Below are 20,120 nucleotides of genomic sequence, written 5' to 3' on the forward strand. Positions count from 1 at the left end.
GATGTCTTTTACAAATTTTTCAGTACTCTTTTTCTTTGGAGTTTCCATATCTAAATCTAATTGTTTTTCTTGAAAACTCTCCTTAAGTTTTTATAATAGTGTGTCCACTTTTTGCTGACGATTTACAGAGTTAGAGAAACTGCTTACGTATATCCAATACGTCCAGAAACTGAGCAACAATAGTGCAGAGACTATTCCGTTGCAGTGTGTACACCTCAACCTTCAAGACCTTTTTAGTTCAGTCGTTGAAAAATATCGAACTGCAAAAGATAATCTCGTAAAACTTGATCTTTCCCTGCGCACCAAGCAAACTACTATTTACGCAGATTTGCTGCACTTCGCTAATATTATCGACAACCTGATCGAAAATGCCATTAAGTATTCGAATGAAAGGGTACATATTGAAATCACCGTAACGGACGCTCAGGATAAACTGAAGATAACTGTAAAGGATGATGGCTTAGGGATTTTAGACAGCGACCTACCTCATATCTTCACAACATTCTACCGAAGTAATGACAAGGAAATACAACGAAGGGTGGGCTTAGGGCTAGGGCTGACCTATGTAAAAGCACTTGTCGAAGCACACGGCGGTGAAATAAAAGTAAAAAGTAAATTTGGCATGGGTAGTGAATTTATCGTATATTTCCCTTAAACTTTTTTTTCCTGTAAAAAACAATGCGTAATAAAATTCTACTTATAGAGGACGACCCGGGGCTAGCCATCCCTTTGAAAGATTATTTCGAAGATAACGGATTGATTGTCTCCCATACGATATCCGGAGAAGAAGGATTATTGCATTATAGAGATCAAAAACCGGATCTGATTATCCTCGACATTATTTTACCCAACAAAAGTGGATTTGACGTTATTGCAGAGATCCGTGACAAAGATCTTATTACCCCTATCATCTTAATGACGGGAACAGAGTTTGATCCCGACAGCCAAATAAAGGGCTATTCTTTGGGAGCGCTCAATTTTATGCAAAAACCTGTCATGCCTCAGGCTTTATTGGCACTAATCAAGAACCTGCTCTCGCTGCCGAGTAACATTCAACAATTTCAAATTGGGAACACGACAATCTGCATACATGAGCAACGTATTGAACTGAATGGCAAGCAATTCTATGTAAGAGAAAAAGATGCCCGGGTATTTGAATTTCTATTGGCGCGGAAAAACCAGGTCGTAATGCGATCGCTATTACTTAAGCAAATATGGCTGGATGACCATCCCGACAAGAATAACCTCCTGGACGGATCCATACTTCGGCTAAGACAAATATTAAATAAACACCCCTCCCCCCGAATCAAAAGCGTGTACGGAAGAGGTTATTTACTGGATACAACCTCTTCGCAGACTTGTATATAAAACCAACTTTATCTATGTTTGCATCATGATTAGTGCAACTGCAAATACCATATTCCAGCGCGCTATTGATGCTTATCACATTCATGATAATATCGATACGGTGATGGAGAACCCCTACGATTCGGCTACATTGGAGCACCTTTTGTATTTGAAATGTTGGATTGATACCGCACAATGGCACATGGAAGACGTGGTACGTAATCCGGATATCGATCCCAAAGAAGGATTATACTGGAAAAGACGTATTGATAAACAAAATCAGGTGCGCACAGATACGGTCGAATATATTGATAGCTATTACCTGCAAAAATTTGCCGATGTAACGCCATCGGCCGATGCCCGGATCAACTCTGAAAGTCCGGCCTGGGCAATAGACCGCCTGTCGATCTTAGCCTTAAAAATCTATCACATGCAACAGGAGACCTTACGCCCGGATGCCTCTCTCGATCATATCGATAACTGCCGCCAGAAGTTGAATATCCTTTTAGAGCAACGTACAGATTTGTCAAAAAGTATTGATGAACTATTAGAAGATATTGCCTCCGGTCAGAAATATATGAAGGTTTACAAACAGATGAAGATGTACAACGACCCTTCGTTAAACCCTGTCTTATACGGTGTCCAAAAATAATATCTAATATGAAGCGAATTATAGTTATTCGTTTTTCGGCAATGGGTGATGTGGCTATGGTTGCTTCCGTACTTACAGAATTTCAAAAACAGCATGGAGATACGGAAATAGTGCTGGTCTCCAGAAAATTATTTGCTGCATTTTTCGAACATATCCCCAGACTAATTTTTCATCCTATAGACCCCAAGGGGAAACATAAAGGTTTAAGCGGTCTGTTTAGATTATTTAGAGAGCTGAAAGTACACAAGCCCGATTATGTAGCAGATCTACATAACAATATTAGATCTAAAGTCCTAGGTACATTATTCAGACTTAAAGGAAATAATCTATGTACGCTCTACAAGGGCCGCGCAGAAAAAAAATCGCTGACACGACCGCACAACAAAATAAAACGTCAATTAAAACCGACCACGGAGCGTTATGCTGATGTGTTTAGACAGCTGGGTTACAGCCTGAAATTAGACCATGAATTGCCCCGCATCAATCGTGAAGCTCCCGAAGAATATGCTGCTGTTTTTGCATCAGGTATCAAGACAATCGGGATAGCTCCATTTGCGCAACATCCTTACAAAGTGTTTCCATTAGCCAAAATGGAAGATCTGATCCGGCAGCTTTCGGAAAAGAATTATACCGTTTTTTTATTCGGTGGCGGCGCAGCAGAAAAAGAGATCTGTGCCAATTGGTCAAATGAATATAAGCAAGTCGTGAATACCATTGGTCAGTATTCACTTACAGAGGAACTGGATATTATTGCCAATTTAGATTTGATGGTAAGTATGGATAGCTCGGGTATGCATATAGCCTCGTTAGTTGGCACGAGATGTGTATCTATCTGGGGAGCGACACACCCGTTTGCCGGATTTTTGGGTTATGGACAATCTCTGGAAGATTGTGTACAGGTAGCACACCCGGCACGCCCAAGCTCCGTATACGGCAACAAACCCTGCGACTGCGATGGTGTGGAAGCCATTGACTTGGTAACGGTAGAAATGGTGGTTGAGAGAATAAATAAAGTAGTCGGATTGTAGCACACGGACTTGTCCTTAACGTTATACTTTTAATAATAGCTTTTAGTTTGTACATTATATGGAAAAAATATGCTTTGTAGTTTGTCAGTATGGTAGTGAAGTTAATGGCGGAGCGGAAATACATTGTAGAATGCTTGCCGAGAGATTAACTCCCTATTACGAGGTTGATGTATTAACATCAACGACGATTAACAACAGAACTTTTCAACCATATTACCAAGAAGGTTTAGAAATACTAAATGGTGTAAATGTAAGAAGATTTAAATCTGAACCCTACGATAAAGCATTTCATGATAAAATCGCGAAGAAAAGTAAATTAGGGAGAAAGACCAGAAGGATGCTGTATAGAACCGGGATCTTAAGACCCATAGCCGACCTTGTTCCAAAATGGCGTTTAAGCATAGATGAAGAAAAAAAAGTATTAGAAGCACATGGTTATTATTCTTCAGAATTACTAAATTTTGTAAAAGAAAATGTCAATGATTACAAGCGCATTATTCTTTTTTCGTATCCATATCCAAACACCTTCTTTATAGGTGAAATGTTTCCAAATAAATGCATCTTAATTCCTACCGCTCACGATGAAGGCGATCTATTCAGGTCACTACAGACACATTTATTCACTAATATTGGTCATATAGCGTTTAACACCAAAGAGGAAAAAGACCTATGTAAAAATGTATTTGGAAAATCCATGTCTTCCAATAGCATTTTAGCCGTAGGAGTGGAGATTGCCGAACCGGTTTCGAAAGAAAGTATCTACAAAAAGTTTAATTTACCGGAAAACTACGTATTATATTTTGGCCGGATAGCTCCTGAAAAAATGGGCAATCTGATCGATTGGTTTCTCTTGTACAAACAACACAAAAACACCGATGTTAAACTTGTTTTAACTGGCAGGTTATTTATGAAAAATAAAGTGCATCCCGACATCATTTATACCGATTTTGTCACTGAAGCAGAAAAAACAGCTCTAATTAACAGTGCTAAACTTATTATCAATCCGTCGGAGAAGGAAAGTTTATCGTTACTTCTTTTAGAGGCTATGCAATTAGGAAAACCGTCTCTAGTGAATGGCAAATGTGAAGTTATGAAACAGCATTGTATAAAAAGTGACTATGCTTGTCAATATTATATTTCAAAGTCCGATTTTCTTAAGAAACTAGACGATATGCTTTACGGGATAGAAGATCCGGATATGGTCGCAATGAAAGCCAAAAACTATGTCAAAGAACATTACGACTGGAACACAATTATGGATAAATTAAAAAAATTAATCGAATCAACTCCATCCAATTAATATTATCTTTGTTGTCATTCTATGAAAGAACCTGTTAAAACATCGCTTTTAATTTCAACATACAATTGGCCTGAAGCGCTTGATCTTTGTTTTCAAAGTGTGATGAAACAAAGTGTCTTACCCGATGAGATTATTGTGGCGGATGACGGATCAACAGAGGCTACAAGAAATTTAATCCTTGATTTTCAAACTAAAACCGATATGTCTATACAACATATCTGGCATGAAGACATTGGCTTCCAACTTTCTCAAATTCGCAACAAAGCAATCGCGAAAGCTAAAAATCCTTATATCATACAAATCGATGGCGATGTAATCTTAAATCCACATTTCATCGAAGATCATATTGCATTAGCCTCTCCTGAAACTTTCGTCACGGGAAGTCGTGTAAATCTAAGCCAACTTTTCTCTGAAAATCTATTGCTATCTCATGAGCTTCCTTCTTTTACAGTGATCCGGAAAAACAGTCGTAATTTTTTTAACGGACTCAGACTTCCCTTTTTAACAAACTTTCTCTCTACGCGCTATAAAACCACGGGAAAATATAGAGATTTCACCAGAGGTTGTAATATGGCTTTTTGGAAAGAAGATATTATCCGTGTAAATGGCTACAATGAGAATATGACTGGCTGGGGCAGTGAGGATAGAGAACTTGTGGCCAGAATGGCGAACATTGGATTAAAAAAGAAGTTTATTAAATTTGCCGGAATTGTTTATCACATTTGGCATCCATTTGCTTCTCGGGAGCAGGAGACAATTAATGACCGCATCTATGAGCAAACGGTCAACAAACAAATTACAACAATCCCTAACGGGATTGATAAGTACCTAAAATAGCAAATGGTAGCATCAATCATTATAAGCACCTATAATTCCCCCATTTGGCTTGAAAAAGTTCTTATAGGCTACTTATGTCAAACTATTACGAATTTTGAAATCCTGATCGCTGATGACGGCTCAAACGAGGAAACTAAAATGCTTATTGAAAAATATCGTTCTTCTTTCAAATCATTGATTCACATTTGGCATCATGATGATGGTTTTAGGAAGTGTGAAATATTAAACAAAGCGATTCAGGCATCAGCAACACCTTATCTAATTTTTACAGACGGAGATTGCATACCAAGGAAGGATTTTGTTCAGGCTCATTTAAAAAACAGAAAAAAAGGTCATTTTCTCTCTGGCGGTTATTTTAAACTTCAAATGGATACTTCAAATGAGATTTCAATAGAAGTTATTCAAAAACAAGATTGTTTTGATATTAAATGGCTTAAAAAGAATGGATTAAAAAAATCATTTAAAAATAGTAAGCTATCGAACAGTAAAAGACTATTATATATTCTAAATACGATTACCCCGACCAGCCCGACCTGGAATGGACACAATACTTCCGGTTGGAAAGAAGATATTTTATCTGTAAACGGATTTGATGAAAGAATGAAATATGGCGGTGAAGATCGCGAACTTGGAGAAAGATTGGTTAATAAAAATATAACGGGTATTCAAATTAGATACAAAGCTATATGTATTCACTTAGATCACTCCCGTTCTTATGTAAACGATATAGACTGGCAAAGAAACTACCGCATCCGAAAAGAAACAAAACGAAACTCCTCGGTATGGACAGACTTCGGAATCATAAAGTCTTTTTCAAGTTGAAAGAAAGTTTGGAATATTTTTTGTGCTTTCCTGAGTAGCATACCACTGAAACACATCGTTTTACCAAGAATAGAGTATCAATTATTATGAATAGATTAAAAAAATGGCATTTAACCCTCACATCACTTTTCCATTACCCAAATATTATAAAAGAGATTAAAAGGATTGATTCCAATATTTTATTTATTTTTCCATATCTTCAGACTGGCGGAGGCGAACGTGTACATGCAGAAATTATGAAAACATTTTCTCATCTCAACCCAACCTGTCTCATAACCTACTATTCATCCAATGAAGACATGAAGGATGAATTTGAAAAACATGCTAATGTAATAAACCTTGAACGCTGGGGATGGAAAAAATCTTTCCGGCAGATAATGGTCAAAAAAGTAGCCAAAATAATGAATAATAAACCAAATGCTATTGTATTTGGCTGTGGAAATCACTTTTTCTATGACATTATCCCTTTACTCAACGAAAACGTAAAGAAAATCGACCTGATGCATAGCTACTTAGGCAATATACCTAACTCTTTTGAACAATACTCATTGCCTTATGCTCATCTATTAGACAATAGGGTTGTTTTAGGCAGGAAGCATTTTAATCAAATAGCAAAATTCTACAAAGAGAACAGCATAGACTGTTCGGTATCAGACCAAGTTAAGGTAATACACAACAAAGTCTCCCCCCCCCAAGAAGTAATATTCAAAGACTTTATTTCGCCACTAAAAGTTTTATTTGTAGCTCGCAACAGTTCGGAAAAACGTCCCGAGCTTTTTATCGAGATAACGCAGGAATGTTATAAGCGAAGCCTGCCGATCGAGTTTATCATGATTGGTGATTTCGAATGTTATCAGGACGAGGTCAGAAGCAATGTTACTATTACTGGACGCATTACAAACAGTAATCTATTGAATTCCTATTATGCTACAGCACATTTTGTTGCCATCACCTCCGCACTTGAAGGTTTTCCAATGGTGATTTTAGAAGGATTAGCTTACGGCGCAGTTCCATTAAGTACAGATGTTGGGATAGTCTCTGACTATATCAATGAAAAGACTGAGACTGGCTTCATTATAGAAAACTCTCAAAACACTGATCTCATCAAAGATCAATTCATTGAAAAACTAGAATATGCCATCCAACACCCTAAACAACTTTCTGCGATGTCTATAAAAGGACAAATGCTGATTCGTGAGGAATTCAGTGAAGAAAAATTTGAATCAAGTTATAGATCACTTTTATTATCCAAATAATGAAAGTGTTATGTACACAACATGACAAATAATATTACAGAGAACCTTAAAAACAGACCAATTATTACGGTGTTTATGCCCGCATACAATGCTGGCAGGTATATTTATGAAGCGATAGAAAGTATACGCTGTCAAAGTTTTCAAAATTTTGAATTGTTAATTGTAGACGATGGCTCTACAGACAACACATTACATATCATCAAATCATTTTCAGATGCAAGGATAAGACTTATTCAAAATAAAGTTAACAAAGGTTTAGTCTACACCCGAAATATTGCGCTGACAGAAGCTAAAGGTGATTTTATAGCAATTTTGGATAGTGATGACATCGCATTAAACAACAGGCTGGAAAAGCAGTATGAAACTTTCTTACAGCGACCTGATTTAGCTGTCTTAGGAAGCCAAGCTTATGTTATCAATAAAGATGGAAACCGTACCGGCAGGAAAATCACCAATGCAACGGGGGCTGAATTAGTGAAGTCAACTATTTTTTTTGAAAATCCATTTGTGCATTCATCTGTAATGATGCGGACTTCTGTTTTCAAAGAATTTGGGGGTTATCACAACTACTCTACCGCGGAAGACTATGAGCTGTTTATTCGGATTTCCGATAAATATGAGGTAGATAACCTAACAGAATATCTAGTAGAATATAGAGTACATGGAGACAATATCTCGACAACCCAACTTCCACTTTTACAACAGGCAGTTCTGGATATGAAAGCCGATCAACTTAAACGACTAGGAATTGCTAATGATTTGGCACATTGTGAAATGGTCTCATTACAATCTTTTCAAAACAAATATATGTTAAAAGATTACTTCAAGCTATATAAAGATTTGCTGTACACAAATCGTAAAAACAATTTCTTTGAAATCCATTCCTTTGAAAAAGTTTTATTTGACCGTTGGTTTAATGTAATCATGAATAAAGGTGATAAAACTGCTTTTTTAATGCTTTTTAAGCCGCCCCTATTTGACTGGAGTAAAATAACACCACGGCAATTTCGTAAAACATTTAAAAAATCATTAAAAGAAATCTTGTACATCAACAAGATTAGTATGTGCCCCCCTCGCGTTTAAGGTGTCATTTTCATTACACGAGGGAATATAAACTTGCAAACTCATTGTAAATAATAAAACAATAAACATATAAATGAAAATTGTCCATTTTTTAGGTGGCCTAGGAAATCAATTATTTCAATATTCTTTCCTATTAGCATTGAAAAAGCAAGGTCATTTAGTTAAAGCTGACCTTTCAGATTTCAACCATTATTCTTTACATAATGGTTTTGAGCTTCAGAACGTTTTCAATATTCAAATTGAACAAGCCTCTGCTTTTGAACGGAATTTACATTTACCTACAAACCGAAAGTTAGTATGGCGCGCGCTGCGTAGATTTAGTCGAACTAGAAAAGCATATACTTATGAGCATCCCGAATTTCATTTTCACCGAGATTTCATCTACAGTCCAAAAAAGGCTTATCTACAGGGATACTGGCAACATATTTCATACCTAAATTTAGTGGAGAAAGAATTGCGACAGACATTACAATTTCCTCCTATAACTGAAAATCAAAATATAATAGCACAATCCACTATCCAGAATCATGCTAATACAATAGCAATGCATATACGACGTGGTGACTACATAGGCCACTCAGCATTAGGGGGCATTTGCGATCAAGAGTATTATCATAAAGGCATAAAATATATGCTTCAACGCTTCGAAAACCCGCTATTCGTGATCTTCTCAAATGATATTATATGGTGTAAAGAAGAGTTTAAAGATCTTAATGCAATTTTTATCGATTGGAATACCGGAAAAGATAGTTTTCGGGATATGCAACTGATGAGTCTATGTAATCATAACATTATCGCAAACAGCAGTTTTAGCTGGTGGGCTGCTTGGTTAAATCAAAACCCATCTAAAATAGTAGTTTCTCCTAAAAAATGGATAAATGATCCAACCTTAGATACAAGCGGAATGATCTTACCTTCATTTATAACATTTTGAATGGAGCTACCCCCCTTTTCTTCTTTCTTTCGGTGTGTCCGCTGTCCATCGATTATCTATTCAGGCATCAGCTCTATTAGTACAAAAAACCAAAGAGCCATAACGGGATCTTATGATGAAAACCGTGCGTGATGTCGTCTGAAACGATATATGCCTTATCAACTCCTTTAATCTGTTTTTCTGTTTTATCTTTACCACCGATTTCAAAGGTATATTGATTGTCCACGGTAAAATCTCCCTGTTCGGCATAGCTAAGGTCGTACGCATACCCAACTTGGTTAGCAAAAAACGTTTCACGCAGATTTCCGCGATTCGCATTTTCCTTTGCCAGCAAATAAATAAGATTCGTGTTTTCGAGATAAATTTTCGATGGCTTTTGCAACAGACTGATTCCTTCTCCGTATTTGAAAAGATTAGTGGTTAAATCTATTTCATCCAGATAGTGCAGATAGGACAACAACGTACTTCGGTTAATCCCTATCCTTTCACTTATTTTACTTACGTTAGGGATGAAGGGTACGGATTCCGCAATAATCGTTAACAGCTGTTTAATTTTAGCCACATAAGCGAGGCCTATCTGCCGTAATAGAGGCAATTCAATCTCCAGCATCATATTTAATACCTCTCCTAAACGCATAAAATAAAGATCGGGCTCTTCTTTATAGTAGGGATAATAGCCGTGTTGAAGATAGTTTGAAAAATGCTGGAAAGGCTTGATCCGCTCATTTACTTCCCTGGCTTTGTCTGTATGTTGAGCCAATAAATCGTCTAAGGTTATCCGTTCAAATCGAACACCTGTTTCGATAGCCAGATATTCCCTAAATGAAAACCCTTGCATATTATAGATCACAGCCCGTCTGCTAAGATCTGCCCGTGCATTTAAGATTTCTAATAAGGACGACCCCGTAAAAACGATTTTCAGTTCAGGATAGTCATCGTATATATTTTTCAATTCCTGCGCCCAGCCATCATATTTGTGTACTTCATCCAGGAATATGTATTTCCCTCCCTTTTGTTCGAATTCTTTAACCAGCCCCACTAATGAATTGGTGTTGAACCATATCGTATCCAAACTTACATACAACACTTCGTCTAATCGATCAGACAAGTGCAGCTTGATATGTTGCAGGAGCAAGGTTGTTTTGCCGATGCCCCGAGCTCCTTTTATACCGATTAACCTCGCATTCCAATTGACTTCTTCCATTAGACTGCGGGGGAAATCAACATTGACATGTCTCAGTTTTCGCTGAAATAATTCTATTAGATCTTCCATTTTGTTTACTACAATAAACAAAATTAACAAAAATTGTTTATTGTAGTAAACAAAAAATTAGTTAAATAGTTCACCATAATAAACAAGACTAGAAATGAAGCCGGCATTTTACCCTCACTTATTTCCTGAAAAATGCTGATCGGGCAGCGAATTGGGGCATGCTGCACTGAAATATTATTTCGTAAAACATCATCGCACCAGTAACATCTCCGTATTCCATCATCTTTACGACCAGACTAAACTGGTTTCCTTCTGCTTTTCTCCTGACCAATAGGCGACCATCTTCGCCCATTATATTAGCGCTGCCTTAATGTTACCTTAGTCGTATCTTAGGGCTATCCACGAAAAGGTAAGGCAGCCCTAAGACAAAGGTAAGGCAGGGGTAAGGTACCGGGCGAAAACCATCCGAACAACGTCCGAACAAAGGGCGAAGTTAGTCCCTACCCCTCCGAATGAAACTTGCGTCTCCCTTCTTTACACTTGATGCACCAAAAATGGTCGCATGTTATTTTAATTTAACTGAAATCAATATTTCAACACACCAAAAATATCAATAACAAAAAAAATCAAATTTAATTACACTAAGTGTATAAAATACACTACCTTTGTTCAGGTTTATAATTGGTTAGTAAAGGTCTTCAGTCTCTCCGGCTAAAGGCCTTTCATTTTTCACGGCCAATGACTAAATTGATTATACTCTCCTAGATATCGCTCAGTAGCCCGTAATGCGACTCTTTTATCGGATACACCGTGTTCATCACAACAAAAGACCTGTTTGTCACATTTTATTTGGATAAAAGCATATTCTATTTAATCTTGCAGAAGAAAAATACATAACTAAAACTAGTATAATATGAAAACCCGTTGGATAGAATTCTTAATCGTCAGTAGCATCTATTTGTTTTTATTAATCACGATAGCACATGATATCGATAGTGGCAAACAAGCCGTCGGACAGCTTCATCTATTTACCGTATACACTACCGTAAGCTTTTATGTACTATACATATACCCCAATCTCTTTTTGAAGCAAAAGATGTACACATGGTCTATTTTGATAGTCATTACTTTCCTTCTCGAAGCATTTTGTCATTTTGCTTTACAGAACTGGTCACCGTTACCTCCTCATCAGATAATTCCGCCTTTTGCGCTGAGCGGTATGGTTACCCTGGCCCTATTGGTGTATACTGCTGTAAAAACGACTATCAAGGCCTTGAAAACAGTTAGCAACCGTCATTCGATCCAGGCAAAGGTCGGCAAAGAGCTTTTGATATCCTTGGTAATAGGAATTGCTATCCTTATACCCATTTCCCTGGTCAATACATCTATAGCTGCACTAACTGGCTTTACCATTCCTTTTTGCTATACTTTATTTGCGGTACATTATCACTTCTTATTGCCTTATCTAGACCAAAATAAAACACCCAAAACGATCCATATCATACTATCGATCCTCCTAAACCTCATCTGCATTGCACTATTCTCCAGCTTGATGGAAATAACACTTAGACTACTTCACAGTTTTAATAAATTTATTTCTTTCAATGGTTTTAATATATTGTTCTGCTTTCTTTTAGGTACTATACTCACTCCTGTCATTTATATCTTCTATTACCGCAGTCGCAAGCAGCAAACGCAAATAGTTGGCTTAAAAAAGGAACTGGGAAAAACTTCGGCTGACCTGAAACTACTTCAATCCCAGATCAATCCGCATTTTCTATTCAATGCCATGAATACGCTATATGGTATAGCTTTACAAGAAAATGCAGAACGAACATCTTCAGGAATTCAAAAACTCAGTGACATGATGCGATTTATGCTGCACGAAAACCAACAAGACCGTATTCTGCTCGTCCGTGAAATAGCCTATCTCAAAGAATATATCGAACTGCAAAAACTTCGTATAGCTAATCTTCCCTCTATTCAGATAACGGTCGACTTACCGGAGGATGAATACCTGGGAGATCAACGTATCGCACCCATGTTACTGATTCCCTTTATTGAAAATGCCTTTAAGCATGGCATCAGTCTTAACAAGCCATCTTGGATACGGATACAGCTTCACAAGGAAGAAGATACCCTGAAATTAAATGTGTACAACAGTATCCATGCCCATACCGAATCAGATCCCGAGCGGAACAAATCGGGCATAGGTTTAGAAAATGTAGAACACAGGCTTACTTTACTTTACAAAGACCTTTACCAATTGCATATTGAAACAACGAACACGGAATATTTTGTCTTTCTGACTTTGAAATTAACAGATATAGATCCTGAAGTATAAATAAAAAACATTATATTAGCACTACACCGAATATAGATGATCAAAGCCATAGCCATAGATGACGAACCCATAGCCCTGGACATCGTTAGGATGCATGCCGCAAAAGTACCGTTCCTGCAACTCGAAGCGACGTTTGTCAATGCTTTTGATGCCATAGACTATCTAAATAAGAATCAAATAGACCTACTATTTTTGGATATTAAGATGCCCGATATTTCGGGCATTGATCTATACAATAGCCTCGTTCGCAAACCTTTACTGGTATTCGCGACCGCCTATTCCGAACATGCAGTTACCGGATTTGAACTAGAAGCCATAGACTATCTGCTCAAACCTTTCACCTTTGCGAGATTTCTAAAATCCTGTAACAAAGCGCAAGAAATCCTACAGAACAAAAACACTGTTCCTTCCCACATCTTTATCAAAGACGGATATGATACCATAAAGATATTGTTTGAAGAAATACGCTATATCGAAGCTACCGGCAACTACTTGAAATATGTGCTGCACGAGAAGGAAATACTGACACGTGCCACACTCAAAGAGACGATCGACCTGTTGCCGGAATCCTTGTTTATTCAGACACACCGTTCCTTCATCTTAAATCGCACGCATATCCAAAAAATAGAGCGCCATCAAGTCACTATTGACCAACATCATATTCCAATAGGAGCAGCCTATATGGATAACCTGAAAACATCGCTACGTTAAGCTATGCCCTCCCGTGCATCCTTCAAAGGAGTTCGTGAGCTCACCGTATGCTACTTGTGAATGCAACGCATTTTACCTAAGTTTAATGATGGAAACAAAATCACTCTATATTGTACGCCATGCAAAGGCAGAAGAGCATTCCTTTTCTAAAAGAGATTTTAATCGTGATTTAACCGGCAAAGGAATAGAACGCGCCCACAGAATCGCGACAGAATTGTCTTCCGGTGTAACGATCACGGAGAAAACGTTGGTGATTTCATCTCCGGCGAATCGCGCGATACAGACTGCTGAAATATTCAGTACTATTTTAGGATATCCCTTAGAAAAGATCCAAACGGACATCAATATTTATGAAGCATATTACCTGGACATATTGCAGGTTATCAATAATGTACCCGAACCCTACGAATCGGTTTGGATTTTTGGACACAACCCCGGTTTGTCTGACTTAACGAACTATCTGTGCGACAGGGGCATTGACCTCCTGACAGCTAATGTGGCCATTATAGAACTGGAAAGGGGTATTGATTTCGCTTCTGTATCGGGAGGGACCGGTAACTTAAAAACTGTTTTAACCGGAAAATAGAAGAATATTAGGGTAAACTATATCAAATAATCAGTGTTAATCATTTAGTAATCCGCCGGATCATGTCCGAATTGACAACGGAAGGATGTAAAATCGGCTACGAGCATCTTCATCGTTCTTAATTTTCGTACCTTTAAATCTTTATGGCAAATAAACTACAGAACGAGACCTCCCCCTATCTTAAACAGCATGCGCACAATCCGGTAGATTGGATGCCGTGGGGAGCGGAGGCATTGGCAAAGGCAAAAAAAGAAAACAAACTGATCTTGGTGAGCATCGGTTACTCGGCCTGCCATTGGTGCCATGTGATGGAACGGGAAAGCTTCGAAAATGAGGCTATTGCACAAACCATGAATAAATTTTTCGTACCAATAAAAATTGATCGTGAAGAGCGTCCGGATATCGACCAAATTTATATGATAGCTGTCCAGTTAATGACGAATGCCGGAGGCTGGCCATTAAACTGTATCTGTCTGCCCGATGGTAGACCCATATATGGCGGCACCTATTTCAGACCGCAGGACTGGCAGAATGTACTGCTGCAGATCGCAAAAATGTGGGAAGAAACACCCGAAGTTGCACTGGACTATGCACAACGATTGACAGCAGGGATCCATAAGGCCGAACAGCTCCCTATTCTTCCGATTCCGGAACAATACTCCCTGTTGGACATTAAATCGGTCGTACTGCCCTGGAAAGAGCAGTTTGATTTCAAAGATGGTGGTTATCAAAGGTCTCCTAAATTTCCGTTACCCAACAATTGGCTATTCCTCCTCCGTTACGCGGTGCTTGCTAAAGATGATACCGTGTTAGAACATGTACATTTTACATTGGAAAAAATAGCGAATGGCGGAATTTACGATCAAATCGGAGGCGGATTTGCACGTTATTCTGTCGATGAACAGTGGCATGTGCCTCATTTTGAAAAAATGCTATATGACAACGGACAGCTGATCAGCCTGTATAGTGAAGCGTATCAACAAAAACCAACCCCCCTATATAAGCGGGTAGTAGAAGAAACGGTTACCTGGGCCGAACGGGAAATGCTGGCACCAAATGGCGGATTTTATAGTGCTTTAGACGCTGACAGCGAAGGTGTAGAAGGTAAGTTCTATACCTTTGATTATTCCGAATTTGACATCTTAGGGGAAGACGCTGATCTTTTCCGTTCGTATTTTAATATCGTTAAAAACGGCAACTGGGTGGAAGAAAACACCAACATTCCTCTGGTAAACATTGCAGACCAAATTTTCATTACCGAAGCTGGGTTTACGCCGGAAGAATGGGAGCACTATTTAAAAGAGATTAAAAATAAACTCCTATCCTATCGTGCAAACCGGATAAGACCGGGATTGGACAACAAACAGCTGACTACCTGGAATGCGCTTCTCTTAAAAGGGCTAGCCGATGCCTACCGCGTATTTGATGAAGACCGATATCTTAGCCTTGCTTTAGGTATTGGCTACTTTATTAGGGACAACTGCATGGAGAACGATGTATTGCTTCATCAGCCCGCCGATCACAATCGCAAAATAAGCGGTTTTCTCGATGACTATGCTTTTACGATCGAAGCCTACATTGCACTATACGAAGCCACATTCGATGAGCATTGGCTGCTCGAAAGTAAGGCTCTCGCCGATATGGCTATTTCCTTTTTTTATGACAAGGATAATAAAACGTTCTACTATACGGGATCAGATGCCGAACAGCTGATCGCCCGTAAAAGCGAAATTATGGACAACGTGATTCCGGCTTCAACGTCTACTTTGGTACGCCAGCTGTATAAATTGGGACTGTTATTCGACAATGAAAATTACACCGCTGTTGCAGATCAGGTATTTGCAAATGTCTTTCCACACATCAAAAGCTATGGATCGGCCTACTCCAATTGGGCGATCCAATTGTTGGAGCATCATTTCGGGACAAATGAAATTGCACTCACCGGAGAGCCCGCACTGACCTGGCGCAAAGAGCTGGATAATTCCTATATCCCAAATAAAATAATATTAGGAGGAATAAAAAGTACACTTCCATTGTTAAAAAATAGACAAGGTGTGGAGCCAAAAGCCTACCTTTGTCGGAATAAAACATGCAGTCTTCCTCAGTCGTCGATTGCTCATATTATAGAATTAATAAATAATAACAGGGAAAATAATCCCACAAATTAAGTCCAATGGCAGTAGAAAACAACAACGTAATAACGTTGAATTACATTCTTCACACCGTAGAGGGAAATGGAGAAAAAACTTTTGTAGAGCAAACAACCACTGAAAACCCGTTAACATTTTTATATGGTGTAGGTATGATGTTACCTAAATTTGAAGAGAAAATAGCCGGATTAAATGAAGGGGATAAATCTTCATTCGAATTGGCCGCAGTTGATGCGTACGGTGAAAGAGATGATAAAGCTATCGCACAATTACCTGCTGACATGTTCAATGAAACAGGTCTTCCTCCGGTAGGAGAAGTATTACCACTTCAAGATAATCAAGGAAATCAATTCCGCGCGGTAGTGGTTGAAGTAACTCCTGAAGCAGTAGTAGCTGATTTAAATCACCCTATGGCTGGCAAAAACTTAAATTTCGATATCGAGATTTTAGCTGTTCGTCCGGCTACTGAAGAAGAACTATCCCATGGCCACGCGCATGGTGCTGATGGTCATGCTGATCACGAATAATTAAAAACAATAAAATCCGCTTATTAGCGGATTTTATTGTTTTATAGCCCTCAACATCTCTCTTTTGCCGGGAGCTCCAGGTGCCTTTTCGATCGCAAAACCTAAGGCTTTCATGCTCCGCTTTAAGTTTCCCGTAATGGCATACGTTACAAATACACCACCGGGTTTCAAGAACTTACACACATGAGCCAACGTCTCATCCGACCACATTTCGGGTTGATGTATTGCCGCAAACGCATCGAAGTAAATGACATCGAATGTGCCACCTTCATCCTCAAAATCCAATACATCGGCATGTGCAATCTGTAAATCTATCTGCTCAGCTAATCTTGTTGACCCTATCAAGGCATTTTCATAGGCCGGGATAAAATTATTCCACAGATCGGCAGAAATATATTGATCGTAATCGGTTTGTGATATTGTTTCTATTGGCAATGGGAACGCCTCTATACCACAGTAATTTAATTTCACATTATTTTTCATGCAATAGTCGGCTGTAAGCAGAAAATTGAGTCCTGTACCAAATCCCACTTCCAAGATAGATGCTTCTTTTATATGTTCCTTTTCCAAAAAAAACTGTAGCCCCGATTTCAAAAAAACATGTATGCTTTCTTGGTGTGCACCATGTTTGGAATGATAGTGTTCGCCTATTTCAGCATGATACAGTGTTTTTGACCCATCTCCAGTTGTTACAAAATCCATAAAACAAAAATTTATTCGTCAAATCTAATACAAAAAAGGCTATTTTAGCGTTAGACATAACTCTGATGCAGGAAATACTCAAAAACTACAGCAATATTATCCAACTATTGATCGGAATAATAGTCGGTAGTGTTATCGGCTTACTACTACCTCAAGTTGTTTCGTTTATTAAACCGCTGGGGGATATATTTTTAAACCTACTTTTCGTGGCTGTTATTCCACTACTATTTTTCGCCATTTCTTCTGCCGTTGCCAATATAGTAAGCACCAATAAATTGGGACGGATTTTGGGAATAATGTCTGTCGTATTTGTCGTTACGATCGTTATTGCTGCTATTGCTACGATAATAGGTCTGTGGATTTTTCCGGTTACGGCTGCTAAAGATACATCTGCTGCAATTGAAAGTTTGGCAACCAATGCAGACGACACCTGGGGTGATAAAATAGTTCGTTTCTTAACTGTCGGGGAATTTGCGAATCTACTGTCGCGCCAGAATATATTGGCTTTCGTGATATTCTCCTTTTTAGTGGGTACCGCGGCCCGAAAGACTGGCGCAGATGGTGCGCTGTTCATCAAATTCCTGAATGCCGGAAATGAGGTGATGAAATCACTCTTAACACTAATTATGAAATTTGGACCTATTGGTCTGGGAGCATACTTTGCCTACCAAGTACATACCTTAGGCCCCGAATTGTTCGGATTCTACGCTAAACCATTGGCTTTCTACTATATTTTTGGAGTCGTATTTTTCTTTACATTCTATTCCATATATGCTTTTGTAGCACAGCAAAAAAAAGGTGTTACCGCATATTGGAAATATAACATTACCCCATCTTTGACCGCATTGAGTACGTGTAGCAGTCTAGCTACCCTCCCGGCAAATTTGGATGCCGCGAAAAAATTAGGCATACCCGCAAGCGTGGCGAATGTCGTTATTCCGTTGGGCAATACCCTCTATAAAAATGGATCTTCCATTTCTTCTATACTGAAAATCTATGTTGCTTTTTCTATACTGGATTGGAACTTCTTCGAACCCACCACGCTCATCACCGCTGTCGGAATCACCATTCTGGTGAGTATGGTGGCAGGGGGAATTCCAAATGGCGGTTTCATCGGCGAAATGCTCATGATCTCTGTCTATGGCATTCCAAATGAAGCGATACCGGCTATTATGATTATTGGTGCTTTAGTAGATCCACTCGCTACAGTCCTTAATACCACGGGAGACACTGTTGCAGCAATGCTTGTTACTCGATTTTCAGGCGAACGGTTTGAAGAGGTTAAAGAGGGGTGATGCTCGGTGCTTCATTGTTAAAGGTTTACAATTTGATTGTGATAATAGAACCTATTATTTAGTCAGTTTTGCCCCTCGCATTACCTTTCCGTCGTTGCCACGACAGGGCCTTCATTTTTTTCTTGATAAAAAAACGAAGCAAAACCTGCCTGCCTGCCGGCAGGAAATCAAGGCTGTACCGTATTTGTCGTTCCGGCTACGCGATGATGCAGTGCGCAGCTCTTAGGCCGCCACCGCTCTGTCCCACGGCAAGGGCTGAGATCTGCTTGGCTGAGTGCTAATTGTAAGCTTCTGCAACGCATCATCTGCTGTCTGCACGTCCAAATCCGCTAAGGCCGTCTTTTTGAGTCTGCCGAACACCTAACACTCATAACAGAATGCACTATCCTTTCATATTCGAAAAATGTCGCTGGAGTTGCATCAGCCCCTAATCCCCGCACTCGGCCCTGATGCCTGCTTACGCAGTAGCCATTTGCCAATAGCAGGAGGAAGCTCTATCCTTACATGCCCGACAAATGTCGCCTGTGAAGCTTTTGGCAATAGCACTGGGAAGCACTATCCGTACAGCCAAAAGGTTCAAGCGACGATTTCCTGCCTGCCGGCAGGCAGGTTTTGCATCCTTTTTTAGGAAAAAAAGGATGAGCCAGTCGCGGCTTGAGCGACAAAGAAATTGATTTAAAAAATACCTTCTTTAAAAACCAACAAACTATAAAAACCCTCCCCTTACCTTGTAATATTACTGATGCACAATGAGACGCTGCTGGCTCATATCACCACGCACCTCACAAAACACTACTAAACAAGAGGTTAAGCAAAACCCTATTTAGTTTAGAATATTTCTAAATAGAAGGCGTAATTTGTTTAATTCCTTCTTTCAATTCCCTTTTTGTAATTTTGTAACTGGTTTAGTGAATATTCATTATGAAAAAAAGTTCAATCATTCTTATTGTGATCATAGCAGTGGCTATTGCGATGATTTTGGTGATTTACACCGATTCGAGTACCTATTCTACGTTTACAGAAGCGAAGGAAAAGAAAACGGAGTTATACGTTACCGGCGTGTTAAATAAGGAAAAGGATTTAATTTACGATCCCGTAAAAGATGCAAACCTTTTTTCTTTTTACATGTATGACAATGACAGTATAGAATGCCGCGTGGTATTTAATGGAGCAAAACCACAGGATATCGAACGCTCCGAACAGATCGTACTTACAGGAAAAATGGAAGGGGATGTATTTCATGCCACGAAAATATTAATGAAATGTCCTTCTAAATATAATCAAGACGAAGTAGAAGTAGTCGAAACAACTACTGCTTACCTGACTAAGTAGG

General features: G+C 38.9%; 20 protein-coding genes. 17 read left to right on the top strand and 3 right to left on the bottom strand.

Annotated elements, in window-relative coordinates; genetic code table 11:
* The first annotated feature begins 199 nt into the window (after window positions 1-199).
* The 10 genes from E4F24_RS05405 to E4F24_RS05450 all read left to right on the top strand — a co-directional run bounded on the left by E4F24_RS05405 (window position 200) and on the right by E4F24_RS05450 (window position 9,259).
* Complete coding sequence (locus E4F24_RS05405) at window positions 200-655, top strand: sensor histidine kinase (RefSeq protein ID WP_181182380.1); 456 nt, start codon at window positions 200-202, stop codon at window positions 653-655.
* A 23-nt stretch (window positions 656-678) separates the two neighbouring features.
* Complete coding sequence (locus E4F24_RS05410) at window positions 679-1,368, top strand: response regulator transcription factor (protein WP_140937652.1); 690 nt, start codon at window positions 679-681, stop codon at window positions 1,366-1,368.
* Window positions 1,369-1,393: 25 nt separating this feature from the next.
* Window positions 1,394-1,999: a DUF4254 domain-containing protein gene (locus E4F24_RS05415; protein WP_140937653.1), complete on the top strand. Its 606-nt coding sequence runs from the start codon at window positions 1,394-1,396 to the stop codon at window positions 1,997-1,999.
* Between the two features lie 8 nt (window positions 2,000-2,007).
* Window positions 2,008-3,027 carry a glycosyltransferase family 9 protein gene (locus E4F24_RS05420; protein ID WP_140937654.1) on the top strand — a complete coding sequence of 340 codons (1,020 nt, stop codon included), beginning with the start codon at window positions 2,008-2,010 and terminating at the stop codon, window positions 3,025-3,027.
* A gap of 58 nt (window positions 3,028-3,085) precedes the next feature.
* The gene (locus E4F24_RS05425) at window positions 3,086-4,327 is read left to right on the top strand and encodes a glycosyltransferase (RefSeq protein ID WP_140937655.1); all 1,242 of its coding nucleotides are present in this window, start codon (window positions 3,086-3,088) and stop codon (window positions 4,325-4,327) included.
* A gap of 21 nt (window positions 4,328-4,348) precedes the next feature.
* A complete protein-coding gene (locus E4F24_RS05430; RefSeq protein ID WP_140937656.1) occupies window positions 4,349-5,164 on the top strand; it encodes a glycosyltransferase family 2 protein in 816 nt (271 codons plus the stop codon).
* A 3-nt stretch (window positions 5,165-5,167) separates the two neighbouring features.
* Window positions 5,168-5,986, top strand: a complete 819-nt coding sequence (locus tag E4F24_RS05435) for a glycosyltransferase family 2 protein (protein ID WP_140937657.1) — start codon at window positions 5,168-5,170, stop codon at window positions 5,984-5,986.
* An 86-nt stretch (window positions 5,987-6,072) separates the two neighbouring features.
* Window positions 6,073-7,242, top strand: a complete 1,170-nt coding sequence (locus E4F24_RS05440) for a glycosyltransferase family 4 protein (RefSeq protein WP_140937658.1) — start codon at window positions 6,073-6,075, stop codon at window positions 7,240-7,242.
* Window positions 7,243-7,263: 21 nt separating this feature from the next.
* Entirely contained in the window at window positions 7,264-8,325 is a 1,062-nt protein-coding gene (locus E4F24_RS05445) for a glycosyltransferase family 2 protein (protein ID WP_140937659.1), read from the top strand.
* A 73-nt stretch (window positions 8,326-8,398) separates the two neighbouring features.
* The gene (locus tag E4F24_RS05450; protein ID WP_140937660.1) at window positions 8,399-9,259 is read left to right on the top strand and encodes an alpha-1,2-fucosyltransferase; all 861 of its coding nucleotides are present in this window, start codon (window positions 8,399-8,401) and stop codon (window positions 9,257-9,259) included.
* A gap of 76 nt (window positions 9,260-9,335) precedes the next feature.
* Here the strand turns inward: E4F24_RS05450 and E4F24_RS05455 are convergent, their stop codons facing one another.
* Together E4F24_RS05455 and E4F24_RS13745 are read right to left on the bottom strand one after the other, a co-directional pair.
* On the bottom strand, window positions 9,336-10,532 hold the full coding sequence (locus E4F24_RS05455) for an ATP-binding protein (RefSeq protein WP_140937661.1): 1,197 nt from the start codon (window positions 10,530-10,532) through the stop codon (window positions 9,336-9,338).
* A 118-nt stretch (window positions 10,533-10,650) separates the two neighbouring features.
* The gene (locus tag E4F24_RS13745) at window positions 10,651-10,824 is read right to left on the bottom strand and encodes a hypothetical protein (protein WP_181182381.1); all 174 of its coding nucleotides are present in this window, start codon (window positions 10,822-10,824) and stop codon (window positions 10,651-10,653) included.
* Between the two features lie 561 nt (window positions 10,825-11,385).
* On the opposite strand from E4F24_RS13745, the gene E4F24_RS05460 reads away from it, so the two are divergent.
* The 5 genes from E4F24_RS05460 (at window position 11,386) to E4F24_RS05480 (ending at window position 16,790) form a co-directional block, all read left to right on the top strand.
* Complete coding sequence (locus tag E4F24_RS05460; protein ID WP_140937662.1) at window positions 11,386-12,816, top strand: sensor histidine kinase; 1,431 nt, start codon at window positions 11,386-11,388, stop codon at window positions 12,814-12,816.
* A gap of 36 nt (window positions 12,817-12,852) precedes the next feature.
* Window positions 12,853-13,527, top strand: coding sequence for a LytR/AlgR family response regulator transcription factor (locus E4F24_RS05465; RefSeq protein ID WP_181182382.1), 675 nt, complete (start codon window positions 12,853-12,855; stop codon window positions 13,525-13,527).
* Between the two features lie 85 nt (window positions 13,528-13,612).
* Complete coding sequence (locus E4F24_RS05470) at window positions 13,613-14,113, top strand: SixA phosphatase family protein (RefSeq protein WP_235891157.1); 501 nt, start codon at window positions 13,613-13,615, stop codon at window positions 14,111-14,113.
* Window positions 14,114-14,256: 143 nt separating this feature from the next.
* Window positions 14,257-16,281 carry a thioredoxin domain-containing protein gene (locus E4F24_RS05475; RefSeq protein WP_140937663.1) on the top strand — a complete coding sequence of 675 codons (2,025 nt, stop codon included), beginning with the start codon at window positions 14,257-14,259 and terminating at the stop codon, window positions 16,279-16,281.
* Between the two features lie 5 nt (window positions 16,282-16,286).
* The gene (locus tag E4F24_RS05480; protein WP_140937664.1) at window positions 16,287-16,790 is read left to right on the top strand and encodes an FKBP-type peptidyl-prolyl cis-trans isomerase; all 504 of its coding nucleotides are present in this window, start codon (window positions 16,287-16,289) and stop codon (window positions 16,788-16,790) included.
* 33 nt (window positions 16,791-16,823) lie between these two features.
* Here E4F24_RS05480 and mnmD read toward each other — a convergent pair whose 3' ends face one another.
* Window positions 16,824-17,492, bottom strand: coding sequence for a tRNA (5-methylaminomethyl-2-thiouridine)(34)-methyltransferase MnmC2 (mnmD, locus tag E4F24_RS05485; protein ID WP_140937665.1), 669 nt, complete (start codon window positions 17,490-17,492; stop codon window positions 16,824-16,826).
* Between the two features lie 65 nt (window positions 17,493-17,557).
* Here mnmD and E4F24_RS05490 point away from each other — a divergent pair, with 65 nt between their 5' ends.
* Both E4F24_RS05490 and E4F24_RS05495 read left to right on the top strand, forming a co-directional pair.
* Window positions 17,558-18,787: a dicarboxylate/amino acid:cation symporter gene (locus E4F24_RS05490; RefSeq protein WP_140937666.1), complete on the top strand. Its 1,230-nt coding sequence runs from the start codon at window positions 17,558-17,560 to the stop codon at window positions 18,785-18,787.
* Between the two features lie 921 nt (window positions 18,788-19,708).
* Entirely contained in the window at window positions 19,709-20,119 is a 411-nt protein-coding gene (locus E4F24_RS05495; protein ID WP_140937667.1) for a cytochrome c maturation protein CcmE domain-containing protein, read from the top strand.
* Window position 20,120: the final 1 nt, after the last annotated feature.

Origin of the sequence: Sphingobacterium lumbrici (genome assembly GCF_006476045.1) — a bacterium.
Classification (GTDB): domain Bacteria; phylum Bacteroidota; class Bacteroidia; order Sphingobacteriales; family Sphingobacteriaceae; genus Sphingobacterium; species Sphingobacterium lumbrici.

Coding starts and splice junctions, on each gene's coding strand:
- E4F24_RS05410 (WP_140937652.1), top strand. CDS start 679: ATGCGTAATAAAATTCTACTTATAGAGGACGACCCGGGGCTAGCCATC.
- E4F24_RS05415 (WP_140937653.1), top strand. CDS start 1,394: ATGATTAGTGCAACTGCAAATACCATATTCCAGCGCGCTATTGATGCT.
- E4F24_RS05420 (WP_140937654.1), top strand. CDS start 2,008: ATGAAGCGAATTATAGTTATTCGTTTTTCGGCAATGGGTGATGTGGCT.
- E4F24_RS05425 (WP_140937655.1), top strand. CDS start 3,086: ATGGAAAAAATATGCTTTGTAGTTTGTCAGTATGGTAGTGAAGTTAAT.
- E4F24_RS05430 (WP_140937656.1), top strand. CDS start 4,349: ATGAAAGAACCTGTTAAAACATCGCTTTTAATTTCAACATACAATTGG.
- E4F24_RS05435 (WP_140937657.1), top strand. CDS start 5,168: ATGGTAGCATCAATCATTATAAGCACCTATAATTCCCCCATTTGGCTT.
- E4F24_RS05440 (WP_140937658.1), top strand. CDS start 6,073: ATGAATAGATTAAAAAAATGGCATTTAACCCTCACATCACTTTTCCAT.
- E4F24_RS05445 (WP_140937659.1), top strand. CDS start 7,264: ATGACAAATAATATTACAGAGAACCTTAAAAACAGACCAATTATTACG.
- E4F24_RS05450 (WP_140937660.1), top strand. CDS start 8,399: ATGAAAATTGTCCATTTTTTAGGTGGCCTAGGAAATCAATTATTTCAA.
- E4F24_RS05455 (WP_140937661.1), bottom strand. CDS start 10,532: ATGGAAGATCTAATAGAATTATTTCAGCGAAAACTGAGACATGTCAAT.
- E4F24_RS13745 (WP_181182381.1), bottom strand. CDS start 10,824: ATGGGCGAAGATGGTCGCCTATTGGTCAGGAGAAAAGCAGAAGGAAAC.
- E4F24_RS05460 (WP_140937662.1), top strand. CDS start 11,386: ATGAAAACCCGTTGGATAGAATTCTTAATCGTCAGTAGCATCTATTTG.
- E4F24_RS05465 (WP_181182382.1), top strand. CDS start 12,853: ATGATCAAAGCCATAGCCATAGATGACGAACCCATAGCCCTGGACATC.
- E4F24_RS05470 (WP_235891157.1), top strand. CDS start 13,613: ATGATGGAAACAAAATCACTCTATATTGTACGCCATGCAAAGGCAGAA.
- E4F24_RS05475 (WP_140937663.1), top strand. CDS start 14,257: ATGGCAAATAAACTACAGAACGAGACCTCCCCCTATCTTAAACAGCAT.
- E4F24_RS05480 (WP_140937664.1), top strand. CDS start 16,287: ATGGCAGTAGAAAACAACAACGTAATAACGTTGAATTACATTCTTCAC.
- mnmD (WP_140937665.1), bottom strand. CDS start 17,492: ATGGATTTTGTAACAACTGGAGATGGGTCAAAAACACTGTATCATGCT.
- E4F24_RS05490 (WP_140937666.1), top strand. CDS start 17,558: ATGCAGGAAATACTCAAAAACTACAGCAATATTATCCAACTATTGATC.
- E4F24_RS05495 (WP_140937667.1), top strand. CDS start 19,709: ATGAAAAAAAGTTCAATCATTCTTATTGTGATCATAGCAGTGGCTATT.